Here is a 17,311-nt window from a genome sequence, read left to right on the forward strand (position 1 = left end):
AGCTATAGACGAAACCCCCTATTGTTGTCGTTTCAGGTAGGCGGCGAGCCCCTCCTCGAGTGGCGTCAAGCGGAGACCGAAGGTCGCCTGGAGCTTCGTCGTGTCGGCCACGCCATCCATGGTGATGAAGTCGATGGCATCTGGCGTCAGCGGGCGACCGGGAGCGAACTGGACGATCGACGCGACCAGCTTCATGAGTGGCTTCGGGTTATGGATCAGAAGCCGTCGCTTGCCGGTGACTCGGAGGGCGGTGCGGATGACCTCGTCCATCGTCATTACGGTCGGTCCTCCGATTTCGAACACCTTCCCGCGCGCGTCGTCTTTCTCCAGGGCAGCGACCACATGGGAGGCAAGGTCGCGGACGAACAGCGGGTTGATTCGAGTTTTGCCGTTACCGATGACCGGAACGAATGGCAAGAACCGGGCGAAACCGAGGAAGCGGTTGAGCGAAACGTCGGCCGGGCCGTAGACCCAACTTGGCCGGAACACGACGTAGGGCAGCCCCGACCCAGCGATGTATTGCTCTTCCTGCCACTTGTACCTGAGCCAGTGGTAGGGTGCTTTCTCGGCTGCGCCGACGCCACTGAGCCCGATGAAGAGGGGGTTGCCGGCGCTCTTGGCCGCGTCGACGAGGTTACGGGTGCCCCCGAGGTCGATGCGCTCGAACGTGTAACCCCGACGGGGGTTCTCGATGGGCGAGTTGGGGAACTGGACGGCGTCGACGAGGGCATCGACCCCGCTGACGAGCGCGGGGAGCGTGGCCGGCGCGGTCACATCGACCGATACCCACTCCGCTCGGCTATCGATCGGGTTGCGGACGGGCCTGGACCGCGACCCTACGACGACCTGGTGGCCGGCGTCGAGCAGTGCCTTGGTGATTTCGCGGCCGAGGAACCCGGTTCCTCCTGCGACTGCGACCTTCATTTCGTACCTCCTGTGCGTAGCCTCGCAAGTTGATTGATGAGCGCCGCCGCATCGAGGAGGCCGCGCCCGCCGTAACGGGTGTTTGGCGCAACGCTCCGAAGAGCGGGGTCGCTATCGAAGGCAAATCCGCCGTAGACGATGGGCGTGAGCGGCGCGGTATCGGCGAGCGTCGCCGCAACCCGAGGGAGGTGGCGTGCGCCCTCTGGAGTGCCGGCATGGAGGGCGAGCACTTCGGGTTGCACATCCTCGACGGTCTGGATCAGCGCATCGGTCGGGACGTCTTGGCCGAGATAGAGGGTCCGGAGTCCTTGGAAGCGCAGCGTCACGGCCAGCATGAGGAGCCCAATTTCGTGGTGCTCACCCTCCAGGCAGGCGAGCACGACCGTGGGCGAGCCTGGGAGCGGCTGAACTTGCCGGCTGAGTTGGTCGAGTCGGGCCCGCACGAAGTTCGACGCGAAGTGTTCTTGCGCGACGGTGATCCGCTGGGAGTGCCAAGCTTCGCCGATAGCGCGCATGAGCGGCACGACGACACGTTCGAATCCCGTGACGACATCGAGCGCGTCGAAAAGCTCGACCCAAGCTGCCGCGGCGCGCGCTTCGTCGAATGCCATGAGGGCCTCCGAAAGCTGTTCGGTGAGCACAGCAATCCGCGGTTCGGTAGCCTGGCCTGGCGTCTCGGCCTCGCGGATGACGAGTTCCGCCGCCCGGCTGAGCGGAACACCCTGACGGGCGAGCTCGTGCATTCGACGAATCATCGCGATATCGGCTTCGGAGTAGGCTCGTTGCCTGCCACCGCCGCGGCTCGGGCGAGGGACGCCATAGCGCCGCTCCCATGCACGGAGGGTGTGCGCACTGACTCCGGTTATTGCTTGGACTTGCGCGATGCGGTAAATGCCGCCGTTCATCGTCAAGAATCATGCGGCGGGCGGTCTCGTTTGTCAAATTTGTGTCTAGGTCTTACGATCGAAGCGAATGGCGAGCTCAGAGCAGCCTCTCGACGTCGCGGTCATTGGTACTGGCTTCGGAGGTCTCGTCGCCGCAGCGGTCGCCGCTCGCGCGGGCGCGACCGTCGCCGCCTTCGAACGTCACTCGCGCCCTGGCGGCTGCGCGGGTGATTTCGCCCTCGAGGGATTCTGGTTCCCCGCGGGTGCGACCGTGGTCACCGGCCTGGAGCCCGGCGGCATTCTTCGACAGGTTTTCGACATCCTCGACGTCGACGTTCCGGCTCAGCCGCTCGACCCCTCGATTGTCTTCCACCTACCGGGGCTGACCTTGCCTTATGTTGCGAATCATCGCGATTGGGAGCTCCAGTTCGAGCGTGCATTTCCGAGCGCCCCTCCGGGCTACCGACGCTTCTGGCGCTGGGTCGAGCGAGTTGGCGGTGAGGTGTATCGCGTCGGCACGAGCCTCCCGTCGTTCCCAATCGAGCGCCCGACCGACGTCCGTCGCTCGGTGAAGGCCGTCCGACCTTCGCTGGTCATCGCGGCTCCTTGGCTGTTCGCCACGTTGGGGCGGGTAAAACGACTACTCGGAGCTGAAGGGCACGAGCCGGCAGATGCGTTGATCGATGCGCTGCTTCTGGATGCGACCGGTGCCACCAGTGACGAATGCAGTGCCGTGCAGGGCGCCATCGCCCTCGATCTCTACCGGCGGGGCTGCCAGTGGGTCGACGGCGGCACGGGCGCGCTCGCGATGCGGCTCGTCCGGGCAATCCGCGGCCTTGGGGGAACCGTCAGATTCGGCCAGGGGGTTCGACGGCTTCTCCGTAGTGAGGCTGGTTGGGTCCTAGTCCTTGACGATGGGGCTCGGGTCGAAGCGAGAACCGTCGTAGCGAATACCCCGCCAGGAGGGCTCGATCTGCTTCTCGGGAGGCCGCCCCGCACCCCTCAGCCAGGGGCAGCCTGGGGGGCTTTCGTGCTTCACCTCGGCATCGACGCTTCTGGCCTCGAGCGCATCCACCCCTTCCACCAGGTGGTCGCCGACACCCGAGGGCTCGACCGTGCGGGTGCCAATGTCTTGGTGTCGGTCTTTCCCGGACGCGGCCTTCGTGCCCACCGATGGAGCATCTCCGCATCGACCCATGTCACGCCGCACGAGTTCGCCGTGCCCCCGGGCGAAGCATGTCGTCGTCGAGCATGCCTGGAGGAGCGCCTTCTCGGTGCCGTCCGCTCGGTAATTCCCGACGTCGATGGACGCACGCGCCTGCTTCGCTCGGCGACGCCATCGACGTACCAGAGGTATACGAGTCGGCCCGGAGGGTTCGTCGGCGGGCTCAAGCAAGTGCCCTCGGTGGTGGCACTCCGGGCACCGGGCCATCGCGAAGGGCCGGGTCTCGTGATCGCTGGCGACCATACCTTTCCCGGCCAGGGGACGGTCGGCACGGCGCTCTCTGGCATCAATGCCGCCCGCGATGTGCTGGAATTCCTGGGCAAGGAGTCGCCGCTGTGACGAATCTTGTCTTTCGGTCCTTCATCCCGGTGGCGCCGGAGGAACTCTTCGAGTTTCACGCCGACGTGCGCAACCTGGCCGCCATCTCCCCGCCGGTGCCACCGTTTCGCTTGGAGTCGGAGCCGTCGCCGACCCGCGAAGGCGATGTCCAGGTGTTTCGGCTTGGCTGGCGTCGGGTTGGCGTACGATGGGTCGCGCGGATCGCGCGTGTGGTGCCCGGCCGCCTGATCGAGGACGTCCAAGTCGAGGGGCCGTTCCGCCGGTGGCGTCACCAGCATCGATTTCTGCCCGCGCCAGGGGGAAGCTGGCTCGAGGACCGGGTCGCATTTCGGCTCCTGCCAACCGCGGCCGGCGCGTTCTTGGAGTGGCTGTTCGTGCGACCAGCCCTCGCCCCGATGTTCTGGTGGCGCCATCGACGCACACGAACCTTGCTAACCAACCACGCAAAATCTTGATAGTTCGCGGAACCGTTATTTCGGTGGTGGTGCTAGGCTGTGCGTCCGCAGCCCCCAGGGAGGAGCGACCCAATGACTGCCTGCGCGATCTGCATGGCTGAAGGCCGGCCACCGCGGCATGTTGAGAACCCAGTCGGCCTGCTGACCGCCCGGCCTGAGATCCTCGCATCGGCCACGCATTCCTACGGTTCTGTCGAGCAGGACACGCACGTTCTCGTGCCGGTGTGTCCGGAGCACGTGGTGGACATCTACCGCGGCCGGATCCCGGGGATCCGGATGGCATGGCGCCTCGGCCCGAATCATGCCGCGTCTGCTACGGTCTCTGGCCCAGGTCGCGAAGGAGCGTCCGCATCCCCGGCTTGAACACGACCTTGCCGTCGATGACGACGATCTCACCGTTGAGATAGAGCTGAACCGCGCGGCTCAAGACCACCCCCTCGAGAGCACGGCCTTTCTTGCGCACATCCTCGACGGTGTCGACCCCGACATCGATGTGGAAGACGTCTTGCAGGATGATTGGGCCGGCGTCGAGCTCTTCGGTCACGAAATGCGCCGTGCAGCCGGTGACTCTGACACCATCTTCCCAGGCCCGCCGGTAAGGATTCGCCCCCGGGAAGTAGGGGAGCAGCGAGGGGTGGATGTTGATGATGCGGCCCGCGTACGGCTGAACGACCGTCGAAGTCAGAATTTGCATGTAGCGCGCCAAGACGACGAGGTCGGCCCGGTAATGAGCGAGCCGGTCGAGGAGGAACGCCTCGTGGGCGGCTTTGTCGTCGCTCGGATGCCATTCGAATGGGATGCCGGAGGCTTCTGCGACTGGCCGAAGTGTCTCGTGGTTCGAAAGCACGCAAACGAGGTCGCCGCGCAGCTCACCGGACTGCCAATCGGCGATCAGTTGTTGGAGACAATGCGGCTCTTTCGAGACGAGCACTGCTACGCGCTGTCGTTGGCGTTCACCGTGAAGGGTGACGCGTATCTCCATGTCGATCTCGCGACCGATGGCGAGGAGGCCCGTCACCAGCTCATCCAGGCTGACGCTCGCGTCGGTGATGTCCACCAGCATGTCCATGAGGAACTGGCCTCGGACGACTCGCTGTTCGATGTCCTCGATGTTGATGTCCCGCTCGGCCAGATACGTGCTGATACGAGCGACGACGCCTTTTTGGTCGCGGCCTTGGACATGGACGATGGCCAGGACCCGGCTCACACACGAACTCCTGATGCGGGATAGCTTCAGCATAGGGGCGCCCACCGATGCCGGCGAGCCCTCATGCGAACGGTCGAAGGAGAAAGCATCTCCGAAGTAGCCCGGCACCGTACCGTCGCAGGGCGGAGTACTTACCGGGAGGTGACCGTGCATACGTGAAGGACGCGAGAAGATCGCGGCCGGTGCGTAAAGATTCATTGACAGTACGGAAACCCAGGAGCACCTTACCGGTCGGTCAATCGCCAAGAGGAGGGAACTACGACCGATGACCAAACAGTACTGGCGCATGCTACTCGGCATGCTCGCCCTCGTCGCGATCGCTGTCGCGGCCGTGGCGTGCGGCGACGACGACGACGACAGTGGCTCCGGCGGTACGACCGCGACCGCGACGAGCCCGAGCGGCTCTGCGGCCCCATCGGGGACCATCACCATCGGCGCGACCCAGTTCGAGACCTGGGACCCGCACTTCTCCGACTTCGCCCAGGACATCACGCACTTCGTGTACGTCTGGCGCGGCCTGTACCACCTGGACCTGAAGGACCAACCGCAGCCTGCGATGGCTGACGGCGCACCGCAGGTCTCGAGCGACGGGAAGACCTACACCATCAAGCTCAAGAAGGACCTCAAATGGTCCGACGGGCAACCGCTCACCGCGGAAGACTTCGTGCTTGGCATTCAGCGTACCTGCAACCCGGACGTCGCTGGCCACTACCAATACATCCTCACGAACATCGTCGGTTGCGACGACTACTACAACGCAGCTGACAAGTCCGCTCAGGAAAAGGACGCCTTGCGGCAAAAGGTCGGAGTCCGCGCAGTCGATCCGCTGACGCTCGAAATCAAGATCCAAGAGGCGCAGCCGACGTTCCCGATCCTACTGGCACTCTGGCCGACCTTCCCGGCCCCCAAGCACAAGCTCGCCAGCGTCGACGCCCCGTGGCCTGGGCCACTGGAGAACGTCTACAACGGCCCATTCATGCCCTCGGCCTACACCGAGAAGGCCAGCATGGAGCTGAAGCCGAACCCGAATTGGTCGGGCACGCCGGTAGGGGTCGAGAAGGTCGTCCTCAAGTACGTCGACGATGCGGCGGTCCTGAACAATGCCTACCGCACGGGCGAGGTCGATGCGACGGCCGCCAACAAGCCTGAGCTCGATAAGCTCAAGACGGAATTCCCGAAGGAACTCCAGCTGTACCCGGCGACTCGCACCATCGGCCTCGAATTCAACGTCACCAAGCCGCCCGTCGACAAACCAGAGGTTCGGCTCGCGCTGTCCCAGGCAACCGACCGGGCAACCTTGGTGAAAGTGGTCTTCAAGGACGCGAACACTCCGACGACGAGCTGGGTACCGCCCGCTCGCAACGGTCTCAAGGGGGGCGAATACGACAGCATTCTCGGGTTCAACCCGACGAAAGCGAAGGAGAACCTCGCCAAGGCCGGCTACCCCAACGGCCAGGGCTTCCCTCAGCTGACGCTGCTGCTCGTCGATTCGCAGACGAACAAACTCCTCGGCGAATTCCTGCAGGCCGAGTGGAAGAAGCACCTCGGCATCGACATCAAGTTGGAATTCGTGGACTCGAAGACGCGCTCGTCGCGGTTCAACGCTTCGGACTTCCAGCTCGTGACCGGTGGCTGGCAGGAGGACTACCCGGATCCGGAGAACTGGTTCCTCGGCCTCTGGGAGACGGGTGGCTCGATCAACAAGACGAAGACGAGTGTGAAGGCGCTCGACGACATCATCGCGAAGGCGAAGTTCAACACGAACGACGAGGAGCGCCGCAATCTCTATCGTGACGCCGAAAAGGTCCTCCTTCAGGAAGCCAACGGGGTCGCTCCGCTGTGGCACACGCTCGCGGCCTTCCTCGTGAAACCGCACATCAGCGGCATGGTCGAGAACAAGCGGCCGGGCGACACCTTCGTCCCGGGTGACTGGTACATCGAGCTCTGGAAGACCTCGAAGAAGTAGGGGCCAGCTCGCCAGTAACCTGACACACGCGGAGTGCCGGGGCCGTTCCACCGGCCCTGGCACTCCCGCTCGAAGGACTCCCAATGGTTGCCTACACCGTTCGGCGCATCCTGGCCATGGTCCCGCTCATCCTGGCCATCGCCACCATTACCTTCGTCCTCATGCACGCGGTCGAGGGCGGGCCGTTCGATTCCGACAAGCCTCTTCCGCCCGCGACGCTCGAGAACCTCGAACGTCGCTATGGCCTGGACGACCCGCTACCCATCCAGTACGTGAACTACCTCAAGAACCTCGCCAGGTTCGACTTCGGCATTTCGACGGCCAACAATCGTGACATCACCGACATCATCCGCGAGCGCATGTCCGTGTCGGTGCAGTTAGGAATCGCGACGTTTCTCTTCGCAGCCGTTGTCGGCCTAACGCTCGGTATCTTCTCGTCGCTGAACCAAAACGGCATTGGCGATTACGCGGGCGTCTTCATCGCCACCATTGGTGCGGCCATGCCGTCGATTGTTCTAGCCCCAATCCTCACTATTGTCTTCGCGGTGAAGCTGGGTTGGTTCAATGTCCTCAGCTCGGATTACGGCTTCACCGACTGGTTTGCCGGGGATTTCAGCAACTGGCGACAGGTCGTCCTACCGACCTTGGCGCTCGGCTTCCTGCCTATGGCCTTCGTCGCGCGCATCACTCGCGCATCGATGCTCGAGGTGCTGCGTCAGGACTATATCCGCACTGCCCGGGCCAAGGGGCTCGCTGAGTTTGCCGTCGTGATGCGCCATGCCGCGCGAAACGCGATGATTCCGGTGCTCACCGTTCTCGGGCCGATTTTTGCCGGACTCATCACGGGCTCGCTGGTCATCGAAACGCTCTTTGCGATTCCTGGCCTCGGTCGCGAGTTCGTGCGTTCGGTCCTCATCCGCGATTACGGGCTCATCATGGGCGTCACGGTGTTCTATGCAGTGGTCATCGCCTTCATGAACCTCGTGGTCGATCTCCTCTACGGATTCGCCGACCCCCGCATACGGTACTAACCAAACATCTCCGCCAGGAACGACGCCGTGGCCGCCACCGAACAACCTATCGCGCAGCCATTCGATTTTATGGAGGAGCACCTCCACGCCCGCCAGCGAGGTCTCTGGGCGCAGGCGTGGCAGCGACTTCTCCGCAATCGGCTGGCCGTCATCGCCGGTGTCATCCTGCTGGTTATCAGCGCGCTCTCGTTGGCCGCCGATTTCAGCAGCACGGTCCAGCGGTACGACCCGGCGGTGCCGGACTTTCAGGCCACCGAGCAAAACCCGAGTAGGGATCATTGGCTAGGGACCGACACACTTGGTCGTGACCTCTGGGCCCGGCTCCTCCAGGGCACGCTCTTTTCGTTGAAAATCGGCCTCGGGACGCAGGTGATCGTGCTCCTCATTGGCATCACCATCGGGATGGCCGCAGCCCTGGCCGGGCGGACCAGCGATACCGCGCTCATGTGGCTCACCGACCTTGCCTATGCGTTTCCGGACCTGCTCGCGATCATTCTCCTCCGCCAAGTTTTGCTGGGCCGCGATTGGCCGATCATCGGCGAGGGCGACCCTCAAATACCCGGCTTCGGCGGCGTTCTCCTCGTTACGGTGATCGCGATCTCGTTCGTCAGCTGGACGACGGTTGCCCGGCTCGTGCGTGGTCAGATGCTCTCGATCAAGGAACAGGATTACGTCACTGCAGCCCGTGCGATGGGGGCGAGCCCGTGGCGGATCGTGCGGGTTCACATGCTGCCGAACACGCTCAGTGCAGTGATCGTCTCGGCGACATTCGGCATCCCGCTGGCGATTTTCGCCGAGGCGACGCTGGGCTTTATCGGCCTCGGCGTACCGCCACCGAACGCATCGCTTGGCTCGTTGATCGGGAGTGGGCTGGACGCCATCCAAGTCCATCCGGCGCAGCTCGTGTGGCCGACCTCGATGGTCGCAGTCCTCATGCTCTGCTTCACCTTCCTCGGCGATGGCCTCCGCGACGCGCTGGATCCGCGTACGCGCCATTGATCGTCAGCGTCCGTCGATGGGCATCCAGTCGAAACCGGCAGAATTGGCTGAAACGGCAGCGACTGCTAGTATCGGAATGGAAACGGGCGGGGCTGTAGCTCAATTGGGAGAGCGCAACACTGGCAGTGTTGAGGTAAGGGGTTCGAATCCCCTCAGCTCCACCAACCTTCGTGCCGCGTGACGTTCGGAGAACGAGACGCCCCGCTTATCGGGGCGTTTTTTTGGATTTCGCGATGGCCTCGTAAGGTTCTGCTCCGGTTCGCTGAGTCGATTGGGTCGAGCGCGATGGTCTTTGCTAGGCTAGACGAGCGCGAGGGCATCGACCGGCATCCCGCGCAACGAGAATGGCCCGGCGTGATCGATTCGGACGTTCACGAGCTCGCCCGTCCGCGCTGGAGCATCGAGGTGCACGAGCTTACCGGTGCGTGTCCGACCGAATGGCTGACCGTTGCGGATTCCTTCGACGAGGACCTCTTGAATGGTGCCGACGTAGGCTCGGTTCAACTCCTCGGAGATACGCGCTTCGAGCTGTTCGACGCGGTGAAGTCGTTCGCTCTTGACCTCTGCTGGGACGTCGTCGGGGAGCTTCCGCCAGGCAATCGTGCCAGGGCGCGGGGAATAGGCTGCGACGTGCACCTTGTCGAAGCGAACCTCGGATAGCAGCGAGAGTGTCTGCTCGAAGTCGGCCTCTGTCTCGCCTGGGTATCCGACGATCACGTCGGTCGTGATACCCGCGTTCGGTATCAATGCTCGAACTTCGTGAATTTTCTCGAGATATTCCTCCCGCGTGTAGCCGCGCCGCATCGAATCTAGAACGGCGTCGCTCCCCGCCTGGACGGGCAGGGAGAAGCACTCCATCACCTTGGGCAGCTCCGCGACGGCCTCGAGAATCCGACGGGTCATATCCTTCGGGTACGAGGTGAGGAATCGGATACGATCGAGACGTTCGAACTTCGAGAGCTCACGCATCAAGTCGCCGAGGTCGGGCTGCTCGGGGAGGTCATGCCCGTACGCCTCGACGGTCTGCCCGAGCAACGTGACCTCGCGGACACCGTGGTCGACGAGGAACGCGACCTCCCGGACGATGTCCTCGATGGGGCGACTCCGTTCACGGCCGCGGCGATAGGGAACGATGCAATACGTGCAAAACTTGTTGCAGCCGTGAACCACGGGGACGTAGGCGGTCGGGCCTTCCGGCACGGCGTACGTCCGCGGCCAGAATTCGCCGCCGAGCTCCTCGCTGGGCTCTTCGACAAGCTCCATGATGGGGTCGAATTGTTGCGGGCGTGCAAAGACGTCGACTTGCGGGAACCGCTTCTCGAGTTCGTCAGTCTTGAGGCCGACCATGCACCCCATGAGGGCGACTTTGATCCCCGGCCGCTCCGCTTTGAGGTGCCTGATGCGGCCGAGTTTGGAGTACGCGCGGTCTTCGGCGTGTTGTCGGACGCTACAGGTGTTCAGGACGATGATGTCGGCCCGCTCCATCCTATCGACCTGCTTCAATCCGAGGCGCAAGAAACCAGCGGCGAGCTTCTCGCTATCCGCTTTGTTCATCTGACAGCCGACCGTCCAGAGGTAGAAGCGCTGCGTCATGGTCGTAACGGGTCGAAGCGTGGCGGAGGGGGAGGGATTCGAACCCTCGACCGAGTTACCCCGGAACCCGCTTAGCAGGCGGGCGCACTAGACCACTATGCGACCCCTCCAATGCCGGCAGGATGTGATTGTACGGCGCGGTGCCGGGTACGGTCACCATGACCGAGAAATCGGGGACCGTTGCGCATAGAGCGCTACACTTGCCGCCTGTGGCAGTCGCCGTCGTCGTCGTCATTTTCACGGTTCGACAGGAACGCCTGAATGTCCTGTTGATCGAACGGGCCGCCGAACCATGCAAGGGCCAGTGGGCCTTGCCCGGCGGGCTCCTGCTCGAGGGTGAGACGCTCGACGACGCTGCCCGTCGCAAGCTGGCCGACGAAACCGGTGTTTCGGACGTCTTCCTCGAGCAGCTCTACACGTTCGACCGGTTGGGTGAAGGCCGCGCCGAAGTGGTCGTCTCGTATTTCGCCCTCGTCGATATCGGGCGGACGCGTCTTCGGTCGGATAGCGATTGGCGGCCTGCCTGGCATCCGGTCCACCCCACACCGCCCCTGGCATTCGCGAACGAACGCGTCATTGCGTACGCGGAGGAGCGGCTACGAAACAAGCTGGAGTACACGAACGTTGTCTATAGCCTCCTCCCGGAACGGTTCACCCTGACGCGGATGCAACAGACCTACGAGGCCATCCTCGGTGAGCGACTCGACAAGCGGAACTTCCGGCGGCGGGTCGTCGGCCTCGGCATCGTTCGCCCGACGGGCCGATACGAGAAGCAGGGTGCGCACAGGCCAGCCATGCTCTACGAATTCAGCAGCCGAGAGCCCATGGTCCTGTAACGATTATTCATTCTTCGAGTATGCTCGGCGCATGCCGCAACAGGCCCGAAGCCGTCTGTCGATGCCGGAGTTCGCGCTCCTAGGCATGCTGCTGCACGGCCCCGCGCATGGCTACGAGTTGGTCGCCACGATGCATCGCATTGGGCTCGACGAGCTCTTTCCGGTCGAGCCGCCGACGATGTACGGCTACCTCAAGGCGCTCGAGCGGCGCGGACTGGTGGCGTGGCAGGAGGAGCGAACTGGGAATCGCCCACCCCGCAAGGTCTACCGTCTCACCGAGGCCGGGGTGCAGACCGTCGAAGAATGGGTGAATTCGCCGGTCGACCGGCTTCGCCTGGTTCGTCAGGACTTTCTTTTCAAGCTCACGTTGCTCGACCTTCTCGGTCGTCACGGGGAGCGGCAGACCCTTGTGCGGCGGCAATTGGAACGTTGCCAGGCTTATCTCGTCGATGTCGAGGCTCGGGCAACCCCGACGCCTATCGCGGCGCTTCTCCGAGGGGCGCGTAGTTCGGCCGCGCGCGCCACCATGACGTGGCTCGCATCGCTGCTAGAACCAAGGGAGGTTCCCTCACGATGAAGCGAGCTACATCGGCTATCGCGATCATCCTTGCCGTGCTCGCTGCAGCGTGCACCGGTTCGGCTGCCGACGACCGTGACGCAACGCCCGCATCGAGCGTTGTAGCCGGTGGGGAGCTTGGGGAGGGCTCGCGCTCGGAAATTACGGTGGCCGCGGCATCCGACCTTCGGCTAGCACTGAGCGAACTTCGCCCGGCGCTGGAAGCTGCCTGTAGCGCGCGCCTCACGGTTGTCTACGGTTCGTCGGGCCAGTTCGCGCGCCAATTGAAGGCCGGCGCCCCATTCGACCTTTTTCTCTCTGCCGATTCCGCCTATGCCGACGAGGTCGAACGCGCCGGCCGGGCGGCCACGGGCGGACTGGCGCGGTACGCACGCGGCCGTCTCGCACTCCTGGTACGAATTGGCCTTAACCTCCCCGAAGGACTTGCCGCGCTCCGGGACCCGCAGTTCCGGAGAATCTCGATCGCGAACCCGGACCACGCGCCCTACGGGCGAGCCGCCCGCGAGGCCCTCGAACAGGCCGGGGTTCTCGCCGACGTCGAGGAACGGCTGGTGCTCGCCGACAACGCTCAGGCGGCCGTGGACTACGTTTCGAGCGGGAATGTGGACGCCGGTATCGTGCCGCTCGCGCTCGTCGTGGACCAGGACTCGTCGCGCTACCTTCCCATCGATCTCGGCCTCCACGAACCGCTCGACCAGACGGGGGTGGTCATCGCCAAGACCGGAGCGGAGCGCACCTCCCGATGCGTTCTCCAGGAGTTGCTGAGCGACCCCATTCAAGCCCGGTTACGCGATTTCGGCTTTGGCCCGCCTGGAGCACCGGCCGAATGAGCATCCTCGAGCCTCTCCGCGTCTCGCTGCTCGTTGCCGGCCTTGGCGTGGTTCTGTGCATCGGGTTCGGCACCCCGCTCGCGTGGGTCATCGCTCGCTCGCGTGGGCCAATGTCTGCGACTATCTCCGCACTGGCGCTCTTGCCCCTCGTCCTTCCCCCGACGGCGGTCGGGTATTACCTGCTCTGGCTTCTCGGACGCGAGAGCGCGTTCGGCAGATTTCTCCTCGACGAGCTCGGCATCCAGCTGGTATTCACCTGGCCAGGTGCAGCCATTGCAGCCGCCGTCGTCTCTCTACCGCTCTTTGTTCGTACGGCAGCAGCGGGCTTCGAACAGGTCGACGAGGAGCTGCTGCTGGCAGCGCGAACGCTCGCTCCTCCATGGCGGGTCTTTACTTTCGTCGTTGTTCCGCTTGCGTGGCCATCGCTCGTCGCGGCGTCCCTCATCGCCTTCGCCCGTTGTCTTGGGGAGTTCGGTGCAACCGTGGTCGTCGCTGCGAGCATTCCCGGGAAGACGCGCACATTGCCCGCGGCCATCTACGATGCGAATCTCGCTGGCGACGACGCCCTCGCCAACCGTTTGGCGCTCGTCTCGCTCGCCATCGGATTCGCTACGGTCGCTTTGCTGACCGCCGCGCTCTACCGCGCGGTCCCCCCTTCGCGATCGGCGTGACCGACATGCTGGAAGCTCGATTCACCCTGACCGCCGGCAAATTCCGTCTCGATGTTGCGCTGCAGGCCGGACCCGGCGTGACGGTGTTGTTCGGTCCTTCGGGCTCCGGAAAGTCGCTTACGCTGCGGTGCATTGCCGGCCTCGTCCGTCCGCAGTCGGGCCGCATCGTGGTCGATGGGGTGACGGCCTTCGACAGTGCTGCTGGCTTGGACCTGGCCCCTCACCGGAGACGCACCGGGTTCGCTGGGCAATCCCCCTCGCTCTTCCCGCACTTGACGGTCGAGCGGAACGTCGCTTTCGGCTTGCGGGAAGGGGACCGATCGCACCGACTGGCCGTTGCGGCCCGGTGGCTACAAAGGCTCGGCCTCGAGGGCTTCGAACGGCGCAACCCGCGTTCCCTCAGCGGCGGCCAGGCGCAGCGGGTGGCACTTGCGAGAGCGCTCGCGCCAGGCTACCGCACCCTGCTTCTCGACGAGCCGTTTTCGGCGCTCGATGAGGCGCTCCGGCAAGAACTTCGCGTCGTGCTCGCTGGGCTCGCGCGCGAGCAAGAGCTCACGATTCTATTCGTCACCCACGACCTACGGGAGGCGCACCTGCTGGCCAACTACCTCGCCGTCATCGACCACGGCCGAATTCTCCAGACGGGCGCCCGCGACGATGTATTCCGCAGGCCAGCGAGCCGGCGCGTGGCCGAATTGCTGGGCGCTACCAACCTGCTCAGGGGGAAGGTCGTTGGGCGGACAGCGGCTGAGCTGGTGGTGGAAATCGACGGATGGACCGCCTGGGTGGCGAGCTGGTACGGCGAGCCAGCAGTCGGCGAGGAGGTCGATGTCGTGATTCGGCCGGAGCGCGTAGTCATCCGTCGCGGGGAACCCGAGTCGCGGAATGTCCTCCCGGCGACGATCGTGCGGGAGTTCGATTACGGGCCGAATCGGGTCCTCGAGTTCGTGCCGGATGGGCCCGGTCCGTGCCTGGTGGCGGATCTTGCCTCGCGTCCGTATGACGTGCTCGGGATCGCCGCCAGGAAACGGTGGCTGCTGGAATTACCGGCGGCCGACCTTCACGCGATGCCGGTGGCCGACCCCTTCTGCGCCACGACGCAGTAGAGCGGGTCGCATCCAGGGCCCGGGCTCAGGTCGAACGCCCGGAGGTCGGCGAATCCCCCGGCATGGGCAAGGTACAGCGCGATGAGCGCCGCATGGTCGCGGTCGTCGAGCGCGCGCCAAGCGGCGACGGCCTTCGTCGGGAAACAGCGATTCGAATAGGCAACGGCGACCAACCCGCCCGGGGCAAGGACGCGGTTCACTTCGCGAAAGACTTCGACGGGGCGGACTAGGTATTGGACCGACACGGTGCAGATGACCGCATCGAAGCTCGCGTCGCCCCAGGGAAGGGACGGGTCGAGGTTGAGGTCTCGGACGACGCGCTCGGTAAGGGCGGGGTTGTTCTCCAGCTCGACCTGGTTCATGCCAAGGCCTGCGACGCTTCGGACGTCGAGCGATGGCGGTAGATGCGAAACCCAGCTCGACATCAGGTCGAGCACGCGACTCCCGGCCGGGATGAGCTGACCGTAGAAATCCTCCAGGGCTGCGATTGCTGCGTCATCGAGATGGGTGACGAGCCGAGGTTCGCGGTAGAAAAGCGAATCGTCCGATTCGTCCTCGCGAGCGAAATACTCAGGCCGAAGGGGAGGTAGGTGGCCCGAATCCTGCTCAGCCACGGGTAGGAACCAGCGACGCGCCCTGCTCGAGCACCGCTTCGTAGAACCGTGCTCGGGGGTGGGTGGCGAGGATACCCTCGGGCATGCCACCGGCGTGGGCTTTCCGAAAAACGTCCGACTGGGTCCAGTTCACGAAGGCCTGCCGCGATTCCCAAATGGTGTGCGAGATGTAGTCGCCCGGCTCGTCGCCTTTGAGGAGAGCGAAGTGTACGAACCCGGGAACTTCGGAGAGGTAGCTCTCCCGCGTTTTCCACCCGGCCTCGAAATCCGCCTCACGGCCAGGATTCACCTTGAACTGGTTCATAGCCACGAACATATGCAGCCTCCTCTCGCCATCAGTGTATCCCAAGGAGAGCCGCGCAGTTGGCCCAGCCTCCTTGGCCTCCGAAGCGCCCGTAGACGGTCCGTACCCAGAGCGCTGTTCGAAGATTGACCACCGGGTCCGACCAGAGACGGAAATCCTCGCCGGCGCGCTCGAAGTGGTAGCTTCCGTTCAACTGCGCCAGTCCGAAGCTGCCTCCATTCGGATCGCTTCGGTTGAATGCGCTTGCATCGAGTGAGGCGTTTTCGCAAAGGATGATTTGCCGCATTTGGGGCCACCAGCCCTGCTCCATTGGCCACCCAGCAAGCCGGGCATACGCATCGAGCTGCTCGAGGGTAAGGTGGCGCGGAGGACCGGCCACGGCGGTTTTGGCGGGCGTTGCCGGAATGGCGGGCGAATCCGGGGCAGCTGTGGGAGTTGACGCGATAGCGGCCGCGACGGTCGCCGTGGCGAGCAGGCCCGCTACACCGAGAAGCGAAACCGCGATGCGCGGCGGGGATCCAGCCGTTCGCGTCATCGGGCCGCAATCTGACAGGGTTTGCCCGTTCGAACATCAGGCCCAAGTTACTGGCGGGTCAATTCTCCGTGAATGGCTCTTGCCAACCGTCCAACGAGTTCCCAGTTCCAATCGCCCTCCGTCATTGCCGCGACCACGTACGTTCCGGCTTCGGCCTCGACAACCGCCACGTCGCGCGTCGCGTTGTCCCACGTGCCGGTCTTGTTGCCCACCCGAATCACGTCGGGGTAAGGCTCGAGCGCCGCCGGGATGCCGGCTCGGGCCTCCTGCGCGAAAAGGAGGTCGAGGGCGTGCGTATGCGCAGTCGTGTTCAGGCCCTCCCCTCGGACGATGGCGGCCATGAGCAATGCGAGGTCCCGCGCCGTAGTGGGGAGCGCCCTATCGTTCACGCTCATAGTTACGATGCCCAACTGGCGGAGGCGAGCATCCACCTGCGACGGGCCGAGCAATCGCAACACGGCAATGGCGCTCGCGTTATCGGAAACCACTACCATCGCCTCCAGCGCCTGGCCGAGGGAAATGGTGCCATCCTCGGCGATGGGCAACCTGGCAAGCGTGCCGAGGTCCTCTCGGCGTGCCTCCTCATCGAGCGCGAGGCGATCGTCGTAGCCGAGGCGGCCCTCCGACACGCGCCGCTCCGCCTCGTAGAGGAGAGCGAGCTTGAACGTGCTCGCCGCGTAGCCTGGGAGTTCAGGGTTGAGTCCGCCGATCCAAGAACCATCGGGAAGGACAACGGCAACGCCGGTCGTCGCCGCCTCGTCCGCCGCCACGGCAGAACGGATGACCGACTCGAGCGCGAGCCCGGGCGGTGCGTCCGACCTTGGTTCACTGGCACCCGGGGCGCCGCTTCCTCGCGGGGTGGCGCCCTGCATGGCCTCGGACGGTGGCACTCGTTGCATGGGTGCCAGCCGAGCGAGGTTCACGATCACGCTCACCAGGTAGGCGATCGCTACGGTCGCCGCAATGGCTGACATGAAGAACAGCGATTGCGAGCCGGTCCGTGCCGTCGAACCCGGGCCGGCAGGCCGAGTCTGCCGCGAACTGTGCGCCACTGGCGCAACCTCGATGACCCCGCTTCGTCATCCTAGCGGCAGCGGGATGCCTCGGCTAGTGGCCGGGCAAGTGCTGGTGCGGTAGCGTGCACGGGATGGATGACCTGCCCCTCTCCTTCGCGGACCACCGTCGCGATTCCCGAAAGGAGGCCTCCGCCGCCGA

17 protein-coding genes and 2 tRNA genes are annotated in these 17,311 nt (G+C 64.5%); 11 read left to right on the plus strand and 8 right to left on the minus strand.

The features are described from left to right. Positions 1–18 precede the first annotated feature (18 nt). A complete protein-coding gene (locus VAE53_RS10255) occupies positions 19–924 on the minus strand; it encodes a complex I NDUFA9 subunit family protein (RefSeq protein WP_322819283.1) in 906 nt (301 codons plus the stop codon). Beyond that, positions 921–1,829, minus strand: coding sequence for a MerR family transcriptional regulator (locus tag VAE53_RS10260; protein WP_322819284.1), 909 nt, complete (start codon positions 1,827–1,829; stop codon positions 921–923). Before VAE53_RS10260 ends, VAE53_RS10255 begins: the two co-directional genes overlap by 4 nt. A gap of 67 nt (positions 1,830–1,896) precedes the next feature. On the opposite strand from VAE53_RS10260, the gene VAE53_RS10265 reads away from it, so the two are divergent. Next, positions 1,897–3,372 (plus strand): NAD(P)/FAD-dependent oxidoreductase, encoded by a 1,476-nt coding sequence (locus tag VAE53_RS10265; protein WP_322819285.1) that lies wholly within the window; start codon positions 1,897–1,899, stop codon positions 3,370–3,372. Then, on the plus strand, positions 3,369–3,827 hold the full coding sequence (locus tag VAE53_RS10270) for an SRPBCC family protein (protein ID WP_322819286.1): 459 nt from the start codon (positions 3,369–3,371) through the stop codon (positions 3,825–3,827). Before VAE53_RS10265 ends, VAE53_RS10270 begins: the two co-directional genes overlap by 4 nt. 313 nt (positions 3,828–4,140) lie before the next feature. On the opposite strand, the gene VAE53_RS10275 is transcribed toward VAE53_RS10270, so the two are convergent. Next, on the minus strand, positions 4,141–5,034 hold the full coding sequence (locus VAE53_RS10275) for a formyltetrahydrofolate deformylase (RefSeq protein WP_322819287.1): 894 nt from the start codon (positions 5,032–5,034) through the stop codon (positions 4,141–4,143). 265 nt (positions 5,035–5,299) lie between these two features. On the opposite strand from VAE53_RS10275, the gene VAE53_RS10280 reads away from it, so the two are divergent. The 4 genes from VAE53_RS10280 (at position 5,300) to VAE53_RS10295 (ending at position 9,194) form a co-directional block, all read left to right on the plus strand. Then, positions 5,300–7,000: a peptide ABC transporter substrate-binding protein gene (locus VAE53_RS10280; RefSeq protein ID WP_322819288.1), complete on the plus strand. Its 1,701-nt coding sequence runs from the start codon at positions 5,300–5,302 to the stop codon at positions 6,998–7,000. Between the two features lie 83 nt (positions 7,001–7,083). Next, positions 7,084–8,031, plus strand: a complete 948-nt coding sequence (locus tag VAE53_RS10285; protein ID WP_322819289.1) for an ABC transporter permease — start codon at positions 7,084–7,086, stop codon at positions 8,029–8,031. Positions 8,032–8,058: 27 nt separating this feature from the next. Continuing rightward, on the plus strand, positions 8,059–9,030 hold the full coding sequence (locus VAE53_RS10290; RefSeq protein WP_322819290.1) for an ABC transporter permease: 972 nt from the start codon (positions 8,059–8,061) through the stop codon (positions 9,028–9,030). 88 nt (positions 9,031–9,118) lie between these two features. Continuing rightward, positions 9,119–9,194: transfer RNA gene (locus VAE53_RS10295), tRNA-Ala, on the plus strand. A 136-nt stretch (positions 9,195–9,330) separates the two neighbouring features. On the opposite strand, the gene miaB is transcribed toward VAE53_RS10295, so the two are convergent. Together miaB and VAE53_RS10305 are read right to left on the minus strand one after the other, a co-directional pair. Beyond that, positions 9,331–10,623: a tRNA (N6-isopentenyl adenosine(37)-C2)-methylthiotransferase MiaB gene (miaB, locus tag VAE53_RS10300; RefSeq protein ID WP_322819291.1), complete on the minus strand. Its 1,293-nt coding sequence runs from the start codon at positions 10,621–10,623 to the stop codon at positions 9,331–9,333. A 20-nt stretch (positions 10,624–10,643) separates the two neighbouring features. Then, a tRNA-Ser gene (locus VAE53_RS10305) sits at positions 10,644–10,733 on the minus strand. A gap of 99 nt (positions 10,734–10,832) precedes the next feature. Here VAE53_RS10305 and VAE53_RS10310 point away from each other — a divergent pair. From VAE53_RS10310 to VAE53_RS10330, 5 genes are read left to right on the plus strand one after another with little or no spacing between them, the layout of a single operon-like run. Then, entirely contained in the window at positions 10,833–11,459 is a 627-nt protein-coding gene (locus tag VAE53_RS10310) for an NUDIX domain-containing protein (protein WP_322819292.1), read from the plus strand. 31 nt (positions 11,460–11,490) lie between these two features. After that, the gene (locus tag VAE53_RS10315; protein ID WP_322819293.1) at positions 11,491–12,036 is read left to right on the plus strand and encodes a PadR family transcriptional regulator; all 546 of its coding nucleotides are present in this window, start codon (positions 11,491–11,493) and stop codon (positions 12,034–12,036) included. A gap of 35 nt (positions 12,037–12,071) precedes the next feature. Next, on the plus strand, positions 12,072–12,866 hold the full coding sequence (gene modA, locus VAE53_RS10320; RefSeq protein ID WP_322819294.1) for a molybdate ABC transporter substrate-binding protein: 795 nt from the start codon (positions 12,072–12,074) through the stop codon (positions 12,864–12,866). Beyond that, complete coding sequence (modB, locus tag VAE53_RS10325) at positions 12,863–13,537, plus strand: molybdate ABC transporter permease subunit (RefSeq protein ID WP_322819295.1); 675 nt, start codon at positions 12,863–12,865, stop codon at positions 13,535–13,537. The genes modA and modB overlap by 4 nt, the downstream gene beginning before the upstream one ends. 5 nt (positions 13,538–13,542) lie before the next feature. Continuing rightward, positions 13,543–14,643, plus strand: coding sequence for an ABC transporter ATP-binding protein (locus VAE53_RS10330; protein WP_322819299.1), 1,101 nt, complete (start codon positions 13,543–13,545; stop codon positions 14,641–14,643). On the opposite strand, the gene VAE53_RS10335 is transcribed toward VAE53_RS10330, so the two are convergent. From VAE53_RS10335 to VAE53_RS10345, 3 genes are all read right to left on the minus strand, one after another. Then, positions 14,598–15,257 carry a methyltransferase domain-containing protein gene (locus tag VAE53_RS10335; protein ID WP_322819296.1) on the minus strand — a complete coding sequence of 220 codons (660 nt, stop codon included), beginning with the start codon at positions 15,255–15,257 and terminating at the stop codon, positions 14,598–14,600. The two genes, VAE53_RS10330 and VAE53_RS10335, sit on opposite strands and share 46 nt — an antisense overlap. Continuing rightward, the gene (locus tag VAE53_RS10340) at positions 15,250–15,573 is read right to left on the minus strand and encodes an antibiotic biosynthesis monooxygenase (RefSeq protein WP_322819297.1); all 324 of its coding nucleotides are present in this window, start codon (positions 15,571–15,573) and stop codon (positions 15,250–15,252) included. The genes VAE53_RS10335 and VAE53_RS10340 overlap by 8 nt, the downstream gene beginning before the upstream one ends. Before the next feature lie 570 nt (positions 15,574–16,143). Then, positions 16,144–17,070 (minus strand): serine hydrolase, encoded by a 927-nt coding sequence (locus VAE53_RS10345; protein ID WP_322819298.1) that lies wholly within the window; start codon positions 17,068–17,070, stop codon positions 16,144–16,146. Positions 17,071–17,311 lie beyond the last annotated feature (241 nt).

Origin of the sequence: Tepidiforma sp., assembly GCF_034432735.1 — a bacterium.
GTDB lineage: Bacteria > Chloroflexota > Dehalococcoidia > Tepidiformales > Tepidiformaceae > Tepidiforma.

Coding starts and splice junctions, on each gene's coding strand:
- VAE53_RS10255 (WP_322819283.1), bottom strand. CDS start 924: ATGAAGGTCGCAGTCGCAGGAGGAACCGGGTTCCTCGGCCGCGAAATC.
- VAE53_RS10260 (WP_322819284.1), bottom strand. CDS start 1,829: ATGAACGGCGGCATTTACCGCATCGCGCAAGTCCAAGCAATAACCGGA.
- VAE53_RS10265 (WP_322819285.1), top strand. CDS start 1,897: ATGGCGAGCTCAGAGCAGCCTCTCGACGTCGCGGTCATTGGTACTGGC.
- VAE53_RS10280 (WP_322819288.1), top strand. CDS start 5,300: ATGACCAAACAGTACTGGCGCATGCTACTCGGCATGCTCGCCCTCGTC.
- VAE53_RS10285 (WP_322819289.1), top strand. CDS start 7,084: ATGGTTGCCTACACCGTTCGGCGCATCCTGGCCATGGTCCCGCTCATC.
- miaB (WP_322819291.1), bottom strand. CDS start 10,623: ATGACGCAGCGCTTCTACCTCTGGACGGTCGGCTGTCAGATGAACAAA.
- VAE53_RS10315 (WP_322819293.1), top strand. CDS start 11,491: ATGCCGCAACAGGCCCGAAGCCGTCTGTCGATGCCGGAGTTCGCGCTC.
- modB (WP_322819295.1), top strand. CDS start 12,863: ATGAGCATCCTCGAGCCTCTCCGCGTCTCGCTGCTCGTTGCCGGCCTT.
- VAE53_RS10330 (WP_322819299.1), top strand. CDS start 13,543: ATGCTGGAAGCTCGATTCACCCTGACCGCCGGCAAATTCCGTCTCGAT.
- VAE53_RS10340 (WP_322819297.1), bottom strand. CDS start 15,573: ATGTTCGTGGCTATGAACCAGTTCAAGGTGAATCCTGGCCGTGAGGCG.
- VAE53_RS10345 (WP_322819298.1), bottom strand. CDS start 17,070: ATGTCAGCCATTGCGGCGACCGTAGCGATCGCCTACCTGGTGAGCGTG.